At 53.2% G+C, this 13,528-nt stretch carries 1 protein-coding gene; it reads left to right on the top strand.

Annotation, left to right across the window (positions count from 1 at the left end; genetic code table 11):
• The first annotated feature begins 74 nt into the window (after positions 1-74).
• Positions 75-13,502, top strand: a complete 13,428-nt coding sequence (locus tag HWQ47_RS02940; RefSeq protein ID WP_269969706.1) for a beta strand repeat-containing protein — start codon at positions 75-77, stop codon at positions 13,500-13,502.
• The last annotated feature ends 26 nt before the right edge of the window (positions 13,503-13,528 follow it).

The following is a 13,528-nucleotide window of genomic DNA, read 5'->3' as shown; positions in this document are numbered from 1 at the left end:
TAGTACAAGCAACATTTGGCGCTAGATAATTTCACATTGGCAGATAATGTCAGGCTATTTTTACGGAGTATTGAATGAAAACTATAGTAACAACTCAGCCTGGAACCATTCTTCTTGCCGAAGGAGATATTAAGCTAGAACTTGAGAACAGTACGAAAGGTGTCTCTCAAGGCCAACTTCTGCCAGTTGGTTCGACTTTAGCTATTGAAGATAGTGCTAGAATTAATATTTTATATTCTGATGGCACTCACTTTGAACATCTAGCATCGACTAACCAAATCTCCAAAGAAGAAGCAGAAGAAGAGGCTGTTGTTACAGACCCAAATAGTGCCGATGCACAGGAAGTTAAAGCCATTCAGGATGCCATTGCTAGCGGTGAAGATCCCACTATAGATCTACCAGAGACGGCTGCGGGAGGGAGTTCAGGGAATGAAGGAGGTTCTGATTTTGTATCTTTAGCCAGAACGGCTAATGAAACCGTAGCATCAACGGGCTTCAATACTAATTCAATTCCTCAAAGTGAGTTTGCTGTTACCAACATCCTTAATGAAACTACAGCAGAAAACCAATCCAACTTACTCAATGACCTTGTAAATATTAATGAAGATGGGACCGCAGTTGGCAATGTACTGGATAATGACTCTGATGTAGATGATGTACTGGCCGTAGTGAGTTTCGAAGTCGATGGGACCACTTATACTGCAGGTACGACCGTTGAACTTGAAGGCGGAACCTTAGTTATCAATCAAGATGGTAGCTATACTTTTACACCTAATGAAAACTGGAACGGCACAGTCCCTGTTATCACTTACACCACCAACACCGGAGCGACCGCAACACTAACCATAGAGGTAACTCCAGTTGCCGATGGCGCTCCTCAGGTCACGATTAATCTTGACACCAATAATGATGGATTAATCAGTAACGATGAGTTAAATGGCAATACAGAAATCAGTGTCACCATCAGTCTTGAAGGTACTGGAGCCATGGTAGGTGACGTTTTAATCGTCAACGGTGTTGAGATAGTATTAACGGCTGACGATATTTCAACGGGTTCAATTAATGTAAACCTACCGGCACCAGCCGAAGGCGAGACAATAACCGTTGTAGCGACAGTGACAGACTCGGCGGGAAATGTCTCTCCCGAAGGAACAGATTCAGCGACGATAGATACCACAGCCCCAACTATTACTGTTGATGTACCTGACACCACCAATGACACCACGCCTACAATCACTGGTACTACTGATGCTGAGCCCGGTAGTACCATTACTATTGTCATCACTGATAGCACTGGTACTGATCAAACAATTACCACAACAGTAAACCCAGATGGTACTTACACTGTTGATGTTACCGATCCTATCGCAGAAGGCCCTATCACGGTTGTAGTCTCGGTCACTGATCCTGCGGGCAACACAGGTACCGCAACCGATACCAGTGATATAGATACCACAGCCCCAACTATTACTGTTGATGTACCTGACACCACCAATGACACCACGCCTACAATCACTGGCACCACAGATGCTGAGCCTGGTAGCACCATCACTGTTGTCATCACCGACAGCACAGGCACAGAGCAAACGGTTACCACAACGGTTAACCCAGATGGTACTTACACAGTTGATGTTACCGATCCTGTCGCAGAAGGTCCTATCACGGTTGTAGTCTCGGTCACCGATCCCGCTGGTAATACAGGCACGGCAACTGACACTGGTGATATAGATACTACAACGCCAACAATTACTGTCGATGTACCAGACACCACCAATGACACCACGCCTACAATCACTGGTACTACTGATGCTGAGCCCGGTAGCACCATCACTGTTGTCATCACTGACAGCACAGGCACAGAACAAACGGTTACCACTACAGTTAATCCAGATGGTACTTACACTGTTGACGTCACCGATCCTGTCGCAGAAGGTCCTATCACGGTTGTAGTCTCGGTCACCGATCCCGCGGGTAATACAGGCACGGCAACTGACACTGGTGACATAGATACCACAGCCCCTACAATTACTGTCGATGTACCAGACACCACCAATGACACCACACCTACAATCACTGGTACCACAGATGCCGAGCCTGGTAGCACCATCACTGTTGTCATCACTGATAGCACTGGTACTGATCAAACAGTTACCACAACAGTAAATCCAGATGGTACTTACACAGTTGATGTCACCGATCCAGTTGCTGAAGGCCCTATCACGGTTGTAGTCTCGGTCACCGATCCAGCGGGCAACACAGGTACCGCAACCGATACCAGTGATATAGATACCACAGCCCCTACAATTACTGTCGATGTACCAGACACCACCAATGACACCACGCCTACAATCACTGGTACTACTGATGCAGAACCAGGTAACACCATCACTGTTGTCATCACTGACAGCACAGGCACAGAGCAAACGGTGACCACTACAGTCGATCCTGATGGCACCTACACTCTTAATGTCACCGACCCTATCGCTGAAGGCTCTATCACCGTTGTTGCTACCGTTACAGATCCCGCTGGAAATACTGGTACTACAAGCGATACCGGTGAAATAGATATCACTATTGGCACACCATTAGTCGTCATTACCGAAGATAGTAATAACGATGGTTTTCTCAACGACACTGAATTAGATGGACAAATAAATGTCTCCATCACTCTAGGTGTTGGTACTGAGTTGGGTGATACTTTCACCGTCACCGACCAAGATGGCACTGTTTTATTCAGTGGCCCTGTGACCCAAGATATGATTGATAATGGCATGCAACTAGCCATCGACCCACCTGCCACAGGTACAAATTTGGTTGTCACTGCCACCACTTCAGATCCATCCGGCAACACCGTTTCTGGCAGTGATAGCTCGACACTTGATTACGGCGTAGGCACTGGTGCACCAGCTGGTCCAAGTGTCACGATCGATGAAGATACTAACGAAGATGGGTATATCAACGACACTGAACTGAATGGGCAAATCAATATCACCGTTACACTTGGCGCTGGTACTGTGGTGGGCGACACGCTCATCGTCACAGACCAAGATGATAACGTGCTCTTCACTGGCACCGTCACCCAAGAGATGCTTGATAGTGGCCAAGCAGTGCTCATGGATGCCCCCGTCACTGGCACTGACATTGTGGTTACTGCAACCGTCACAGATCCTGCTGGCAACACTGCGAGTGGCAATGGCGCTGCGACCCTCGATTACGGTGTTGGTACTGATGCACCATCTAGCCCTACTGTCACTATCGACGAAGATGCTAATCAAGATGGTACCATCAACGGTGCAGAGCTTGATGGTCAAATAAATATCACCGTGGAATTAGGTACAGGTACTGAAGTAGGCGACACTTTAGTCATCACCGACCAAGCTGGCAACACCCTATTCAGTGGCCCAGTGACTCAAGAGATTATCGATAACGGCCTAACATTAGCGATTGATCCTCCGGCAACAGGAACTAATCTAGTTATCACCGCCGACATCACTGATCCTGCAGGTAATACAGCCACTGGCAATGGCAGTGCAACTCTTGACTATGGCAGCAGTTCAGCTCCTGCAAGCCCAAGTTTGAGTATTGATGAAGACATCAATAACGACGGCTTTATCAATAGTGCAGAACTCGATGGTCAAATCAACATCACTGTTGAATTAGGTACTGGCACTGAAATCGGCGACACCTTAGTCGTCACAGATCAAGATAATAATGTGCTCTTCACCGGTACAGTGACACAAGAGATGCTTGATAACGGCCAAGCCGTTGTGATGGATGCTCCAACAACGGGCACTGATATAATTGTCACGGCCACTGTAACCGATCCAGCAGGTAACACAGCAATAAGCAGTGATGCTGCTACACTCGATTATGGTACTGATGCACCTACTGCGCCGACAGTGGATATTGTTGAGGACACCAACGGCGATGGTACCATCACCGATGCAGAGCTTGATGGTCAAATCAACATCGCTGTCACTTTAGGTTCAGGCACTGAAGTCGGTGACACTGTCACCATCACCGACCAAGATGATAATGTGCTCTACATAGGCCCCGTCACCCAGGAAATGCTCGATAATGGTATCGACGTGGTCATCGATGCACCAGCCGATGGCACTAACCTAGTCATTACGGCCACTATCACCGACCAAGCTGGCAACTCTGCCACTGGCAACGATAGCGCTACCATGGATTACGATGACAGTGTCACCGTACCAGCTGCACCGACTGTCACGCTCGTTGAAGACACCAACAGCGACGGCTTTATCAACGACGCAGAACTCAGCGGTCAGATCAATATTACCGTCGAACTAGGGGCTAACACGCTAGTCGGCGACACCTTGGTTGTCACCGACAATGCAGGCAACGAGCTGTTTAACGGCATAGTCACTCAAGCGATGCTTGACGACGACTTGGCACTAACTCTAGATCCTCCAGCGACTGGTACTAATTTAGTCATCACCGCCACCATCACCGATACCTTGGGCAATGAGGCCTCGGGCTCAGATAATGCCCTACTCGACTATGGCTCAGGCACAGGCGCCCCAGCCGCGCCGGTGGTTAATATAACTGAAGACAGTAACGGTGATGGCTATATCAACGATGCCGAGCTTGATGGTCAAATCAACATCACCGTCACCTTAGGCACAGGCACTGTCGTGGGCGATACCGTCACAATTACCGACCAAGACGGCAACGAACTGTTCAACGGACCAGTGACCCAAGCTATGCTAGACAACGGTCTGCAACTAGGCATTGATGCCCCATCTACGGGTACTAACCTTATTATCACAGCCACGATCACTGATCCTGCAGGCAACAGTGCCACGGGCACAGATGCAGCGACACTGGATTACGGCACTGGCACAGGCGCGCCTGCTGCGCCGATGATTAAGATTGATGAAGACAGTAACGACGATGGCTATATCAACGACACAGAGCTCGATGGTCAAATCAATATCACCGTCACTTTAGGTGCTGGCACTGAAGTCGGCGACACCTTAGTCGTCACCGATCAAGCGGGTAATGAGTTGCTCAGCGGCGTGGTCACCCAAGCCATGCTCACCAACGGCGTCTCTGTCACCATGGACGCACCAGCCACGGGTACTGATTTGGTGGTCACCGCCACCGTCACTGATGTGGCCGGCAACACCGCCACAGGCAGTGATGCAGCGACGCTGGATTATGGCACTGGCGCACCGGCGGCGCCAACCGTACAAATCACAGAAGACAGCAACAATGATGGCTTCATTAACGATGCGGAGCTTAACGGCCAAATCGATGCCACCATCACCTTAGGCGCAGGCACGGTCGTGGGCGACACCGTCACCATCACTGACCAAGACGGCAACGTTATCTTCAGCAGTCCCGTCACCCAAGACATGATAGACAATGGTCTAGCGGTCACTATCGACCCTCCAGCGACGGGCACCAACCTAATTGTCACCGCGACTATCACCGATCCAGCGGGTAACACCGCCTCTGGTAGTGACAATGCTCAGCTCGATTACGGCACTGGCAGCGGTGGTCCCGCGGCTCCAACTGTAGTCATTGATGAAGATGCTGATAACGACGGCTTTATCACAGACTTTGAACTTATTGACCAAATCGACATCACTGTCACCCTTGGCGCGGGCACAGTAGTCGGCGACACACTTGTCGTCACCGATCAAGATGGTATCGAGCTGTTCAGTGGTGTAGTCACCCAAGCGATGCTCGATAATGGCCTTGCCGTGGTGATGAATATACCTGTTACCGGCACCGAAATAGCCGTCACTGCCACGGTTACCGATCTGGCTGGTAACACCGCCACAGGCAGTGATGCCGCAACAATGGATCATAATTGGGAAATAACTCCTCCTGTCGCACCGATAGTAGAGATCAACGAAGATGTTAACGACGACGGTTACATCAACAGTGTTGAGCTTGACGGTCAAATCAACATCACCATCACGCTGGATCCAGTCACAACTGTCGGCGAAACCTTAGTCGTCACCGATCAGGCTGGTAACGAGCTGTTTAACGGCACTGTCACCCAAGATATGCTTGATAATGGCCTCGCCGTTACCATGGACGCACCTGCTACAGGTACAAATGTTACCGTCACCGCCACCTTAACTAATTTCATGGGAGCCATTGTAACAGGTAGCGACAACGCACTCCTTGATTACGGCACGGGCGCACCCGCTAGCCCAACGGTAGACATCACTGAAGATGCCAACGATGATGGCTTCATCAACAGTGCAGAGCTTGATGGTCAAATCAACATCACCGTCACACTCGGCGCAGGTACTGAGTTGGGCGACACCTTAGTCGTCACCGACCAAGACAATAACGTTATCTTCAGCGGCCCAGTTACCCAGGACATGCTCGACAATGACCTCGCTTTGGCCATTGATGCACCAGTCTCTGGCACCAACTTAGTCGTCACCGCTAACGTCACTGACCCTGCTGGCAACACCGCCACGGGCAACGACAGTGCAACACTTGATTACGGCAGTGGCACCGGCGCACCCGCCGCGCCAAGTGTTGAAATCACCGAAGACACTAACAACGACGGCTTCATCAATGAAGCGGAGCTCGACGGTCAAATCAATGCCACCGTCACGCTCAGCGCTGGCACCGCGATAGGTGACACTGTCACTATCACCGACCAAGATGGTAACGAATTGTTCAGCGGCCCTGTCACCCAGGCCATGCTCGATAACGGCATTAATGTCAGTTTCGATGCACCGGCCACCGGCACCACCGTCTCTGTTACCGCAACCGTCACTGACCCAGCAGGCAACACCGCCACGGGCGAAGACAATGCCACCTTGGATTACGGCACTGGCACCGGCGCACCCGCTGCTCCAACCGTCATCATCACTGAAGACACCAACAACGATGGCTTCATCAACGACACTGAGCTATCCGGCCAAATCGACATCACCGTCAGCTTAGGCGCAGGCACCGCCGTCGGCGACACGCTCATCGTCACTGACCAAGCAGGCAATACCTTGTTCAGCGGCCCAGTGACCCAAGCCATGCTCGACAGTGGCTTAACCTTGGCCATCGATGCCCCCGCCACTGGCACTAATCTGGTGATCACCGCCACCGTCACAGACCCTGCCGGCAATACTGTCACGGGCTCTGATGCTGCAACACTCGATTATGGCATTGGCAGCGGCGCCCCCGCGTCACCCACTGTCACCATCGATGAAGACACCAATGATGATGGTTTCATTAATGACGCCGAACTAGACGGCCAAATCAACATCACGATTAAACTCGGTGAAGGCACCGCTGTCGGTGACACCTTAGTCGTCACCGACCAAGGCAATAACGTTATTTTCACTGGCCCTGTCACCCAAGCCATGCTTGATGACGACCTCAGCTTAGTCATGGACGCGCCAGCAACCGGCACCAACCTCGTCATTACCGCCACCGTCACCGACCCAGCTGGCAACACTGCCACCGACAACGACAGTGCAACCTTGGATTACGGCAGCAGTGTGCCATTAGCACCGACCGTTGACATCACGGAAGATGCCAACGGCGATGGCTTCATCAACGATGCGGAGCTTGACGGTCAAATCAATATCATCGTTAAACTCGGCGAAGGCACTGAGCTCGGCGACACCATCGTCGTCACCGACCAAGACAATAATGTTATCTTCAGCGGCCCCGTGACCCAAGATATGATCGACAGCAACCTTCAACTGGCCATCGATCCGCCAGCCACAGGCACCAACCTCGTCATCACTGCCACCGTCACCGATCCCGCTGGCAACAGCGCCGCAGGCACTGACAGTGCCACGCTGGATTACGGCGTCGGCACCGGCGCACCTGCCGGCCCAACCGTTGAAATCGATGAAGACACTAATGATGATGGTTACATCAACAGCGCTGAGCTCGATGGCCAAATCAACATCACCGTCACCCTCGGCGCTGGCACTGCTGTCGGCGACACCTTAATCGTCACCGACCAAAACAGTAACGTGCTCTTCACTGGCACCGTCACCCAGACCATGATAGACAGCGGTCAAGCTGTGCTCATGGATGCACCAGCCACCGGCACAAACATTGTCGTGACTGCCACCGTCACTGACCCTGCTGGCAACACCGCCACGGGCAATGATGCTGCAACCCTTGATTACGGTGTGGGCACGGGCGCTCCAGCAGCACCGACTGTCGACATTACCGAAGACACTAACCTAGATGGCACCATCAACGATGCCGAGCTCGACGGTCAGATTGACATCACTGTCACGCTCGGTGCGGGCACGGCCGTCGGCGACACCTTAGTCGTCACCGACCAAGGCAATAATGTGATTTTCACTGGCCTTGTCACCCAAGCGATGATCGACAGTGGCTTAAGCTTAGCTATCGATGCACCCGCAACGGGCACCACTGTGGTTATCACTGCCACCGTCACCGACCCAGCAGGCAACACCGCCACAGGCGATGACAGTGTCATGCTCGATTACGGCACTGATGCCCCCGGTGCCCCACTGGTTGAGCTCACTGAAGATGTTAACGATGACGGCTTTATTAATGAGGCGGAGCTTGATGGCCAAATCAATGCCACCATCACCTTAACCCCCGGCACTGCACTCGGCGATACCATCCTCATCACCGACCAAGACGGTAACGAGCTCGTTAACGAAACCGTCACCCAAGACATGCTCGATAACGGCATCAACGTCAGTTTTGATGCCCCTGCAACGGGCACCAATGTCATCGTCACCGCCACGGTCACCGACCCTGCTGGCAACACCGCCACCGCTTCTGATAATGCCACCTTGGATTACGGCACGGGGGCTCCCACGGCGCCAGTGGTGGATATTACTGAAGACACCAACGATGATGGCACCATCACCGATGCAGAGCTTGATGGCCAAATCAACATCGCTGTCACTTTAGGTTCAGGCACTGAAATCGGTGACACTGTCACCATTACCGACCAAGACAACAACGTGCTCTACACTGGCCCTGTCACACAAGCCATGATTGATAATGACATTGCACTTGTGATTGATGCGCCAGCTAATGGCACCAACCTCGTTATCACCGCCACCGTCACAGACCCTGCCGGTAACACCGCCACAGGCTCAGACAGTGCAATACTAGATTACGATGACAGTGTCACCGTTCCTGCTGCGCCAACCGTGGAGATTGTGGAAGACACCAACGATGATGGCTTCATCAACGACACGGAGCTGTCCGGTCAAATCAACATCACCGTCGCGCTTGGGGCCAACACCGTCGTCGGCGACACCCTAATCGTCACTGACCAAGCTGGTAACGAACTGTTTAACGGCGTCGTCACTCAAGCCATGATCGATGACGATCTGGCACTCATGATGGATCCGCCAGCCACGGGCACCAATCTGGTTATCACTGCCACCGTCACCGACACCTTGGGCAATGAAGCCGCAGGCTCAGATAACGCCCTGCTCGACTATGGCTCAGGCACTGGCGCACCCGCCGCGCCAGTGGTGGACATCACTGAAGACAGCAACGGCGATGGTTACATCAACGATGCTGAGCTTGATGGACAAATCAACATCACCGTTACCCTCAGCGCCGGCACGGCAGTCGGTGACACCTTAATCGTCACTGACCAAGACAACAACGAACTCTTTAGTGGTGTGGTCACCCAAGCGATGCTTGATAACGGCCTTGATATCGCGATAGATGCACCGGCTACCGGCACTAATTTAGTGGTGACCGCCACGGTCACTGACCCTGCTGGCAACAGCGCGACCGGCACCGATGCAGCGACACTCGATTACGGCACAGGCGCGCCTGCTGCGCCGATGATTAAGATTGATGAAGACAGTAATGACGACGGCTTTATTAATGATGCTGAGCTTGATGGTCAAATCGACATCACGGTCACGTTAACTGCAGGCACCGCCGTGGGCGACACCTTAGTCGTCACTGACCAAAATGGGGTTGAGCTGTTTAGCGGCACTGTCACGCAAACCATGATAGACGATGGTCTTGCGATTGCGTTTGACGCACCGGCAACCGGAACGAATTTAGTGGTGACCGCCACCGTCACTGACGCCGCGGGTAACAGCGCCAGCGCATCTGATAATGCCACGCTTGATTACGGCACAGGCACCGGCGCGCCAGCGGCGCCTCTGGTTGAAATAACCGAAGACGCCAATGACGATGGTTACATCAACGATGCCGAGCTTAACGGCCAAATCGATGCCACCGTCACTTTAGGCGCAGGCACGGCAGTGGGTGACACCGTCACCATCACCGACCAAGATAATATCGTCATCTTCAGTGGCCCTGTCACTCAGGAAATGATAGACGATGGAATCAATGTCACTATTGACCCACCGGTAACTGGCACCAATTTGGTTATTACCGCCACGGTCACCGACCCAGCGGGCAACACCAGTACTGGTAGCGACAGTGCCACATTGGATTACGGCACGGGCACCGGCGCTCCCGCCACCCCGACCGTTGAAATCGTGGAAGACATTAACGATGACGGCACCATCAATGACACTGAGCTTGATGGTCAAATTGACATCACCGTCACGCTTGGCGCAGGCACAGTAGTCGGCGACACCTTGGTCGTCACCGACCAAAACAATGTCGAGCTGTTCAGCGGCGTGGTCACCCAAGCCATGCTCGACAATGACCTTGCGGTGGTGATGAATACCCCACCAAGTGGTACCGATATCGTTATCACCGCCACGGTCACCGATGTCGCGGGCAACACCGCCACCGGCAGTGATGCAGCAACCCTCGATTACGTCGAGGCGCCAGCCCCTATCGCACCGGGTGTGGACATTACTGAAGACATTAATGACGACGGCTACATCAACAGTGATGAGCTCGATGGTCAAGTCAACATCACCATCACGCTTGATGCCAGTACAGCGGTTGGCGACACCTTAGTCGTCACAGACCAAAATGGGGTTGAGATATTTAATGATGTCGTCACTCAGGCGATGCTCGATAACGATCTTCTGCTCAATATAAATCCACCGGCCACGGGCACGGACATCACCATTACAGCTACCATCACTAACGCCAATGGTGACAGTGCAGCAGGCAATGACAGCGCAACCTTGGATTACGGCACAGGCACGGGCGCACCCGCTAGCCCAACGGTAGACATCACTGAAGATGCCAACGATGATGGCTTCATCAACAGTGCAGAGCTTGATGGCCAAATCAACATCACCGTCACACTCGGCGCAGGTACTGCCGTAGGCGATACCTTAATCGTCACCGACCAAGACAATAACGTCATCTTCAGTGGCCCCGTCACCCAAGAGATGATTGACAATGACCTCGCTCTGGCCATCGATGCACCGACCACGGGGACCAACTTAGTGGTCACCGCCAACGTCACTGACGTCGCCGGTAACACCGCCACGGGCGCAGATGCTGCGACACTCGATTACGGCACGGGCTCGGGCGCACCGGCTGCGCCTCAGGTTGAAATAACCGAAGACCTCAACGATGACGGCTTCATTAATGATGCTGAGCTTGATGGCCAAATCAATGCCACCATCACCTTAATGCCAGGCACTGCACTCGGTGATACCATCCTCATCATCGACCAAGACGGAAATGAACTGCATAACGAAACCGTCACCCAAGACATGCTCGATAACGGCATTAATGTCAGCTTTGATGCCCCCGCTACCGGCACCAATGTCGTGGTTACCGCCACCGTCACTGACCCAGCAGGCAACACCGCCACGGGCGAAGACAATGCCACCTTGGATTACGGCACTGGCACCGGCGCACCCGCTGCTCCAACCGTCATCATCACTGAAGACACCAACAACGATGGCTTCATCAACGACACTGAGCTATCCGGCCAAATCGACATCACCGTCAGCTTAGGCGCAGGCACCGCCGTCGGCGACACGCTCATCGTCACTGACCAAGCAGGCAATACCTTGTTCAGCGGCCCAGTGACCCAAGCCATGCTCGACAGTGGCTTAACCTTGGCCATCGATGCCCCCGCCACTGGCACTAATCTGGTGATCACCGCCACCGTCACCGACCCGGCGGGCAACACCGCCACGGGCTCTGATGCTGCAACACTCGATTATGGCATTGGCAGCGGCGCCCCCGCGTCACCCACCGTCACCATCGATGAAGACACCAATGATGATGGTTTCATTAATGACGCCGAACTAGACGGCCAAATCAACATCACGATTAAACTCGGTGAAGGCACCGCTGTCGGTGACACCTTAGTCGTCACCGACCAAGGCAATAATGTTATTTTCACTGGCCCTGTCACCCAAGCCATGCTTGATGACGACCTCAGCTTAGTCATGGACGCGCCAGCAACCGGCACCAACCTCGTCATTACCGCCACCGTCACCGACCCAGCTGGCAACACTGCCACCGACAACGACAGTGCAACCTTGGATTACGGCAGCAGTGTGCCATTAGCACCGACCGTTGACATCACGGAAGATGCCAACGGCGATGGCTTCATCAACGATGCGGAGCTTGACGGTCAAATCAATATCATCGTTAAACTCGGCGAAGGCACTGAGCTCGGCGACACCATCGTCGTCACCGACCAAGACAATAATGTTATCTTCAGCGGCCCCGTGACCCAAGATATGATCGACAGCAACCTTCAACTGGCCATCGATCCGCCAGCCACAGGCACCAACCTCGTCATCACTGCCACCGTCACCGATCCCGCTGGCAACAGCGCCGCAGGCACTGACAGTGCCACGCTGGATTACGGCGTCGGCACCGGCGCACCTGCCGGCCCAACCGTTGAAATCGATGAAGACACTAATGATGATGGTTACATCAACAGCGCTGAGCTCGATGGCCAAATCAACATCACCGTCACCCTCGGCGCTGGCACTGCTGTCGGCGACACCTTAATCGTCACCGACCAAAACAGTAACGTGCTCTTCACTGGCACCGTCACCCAGACCATGATAGACAGCGGTCAAGCTGTGCTCATGGATGCACCAGCCACCGGCACAAACATTGTCGTGACTGCCACCGTCACTGACCCTGCTGGCAACACCGCCACGGGCAATGATGCTGCAACCCTTGATTACGGTGTGGGCACGGGCGCTCCAGCAGCACCGACTGTCGACATTACCGAAGACACTAACCTAGATGGCACCATCAACGATGCCGAGCTCGACGGTCAGATTGACATCACTGTCACGCTCGGTGCGGGCACGGCCGTCGGCGACACCTTAGTCGTCACCGACCAAGGCAATAATGTGATTTTCACTGGCCTTGTCACCCAAGCGATGATCGACAGTGGCTTAAGCTTAGCTATCGATGCGCCCGCAACGGGCACCACTGTGGTTATCACTGCCACCGTCACCGACCCAGCAGGCAACACCGCCACAGGCGATGACAGTGTCATGCTCGATTACGGCACTGATGCCCCGGTGCCCCACTGGTTGAGCTCACTGAAGATGTTAACGATGACGGCTCTATTAATGAGGCGGAGCTTGATGGCCAAATCAATGCCACCATCACCTTAACCCCCCGGCACTGCACTCGGCGATAC

It is taken from the genome of Shewanella sp. MTB7 (assembly GCF_027571385.1).
Lineage (GTDB): Bacteria > Pseudomonadota > Gammaproteobacteria > Enterobacterales > Shewanellaceae > Shewanella.
Note: the sequence above shows the minus strand (reverse complement) of the source record. Positions and strands in the feature narration are given on the sequence as shown.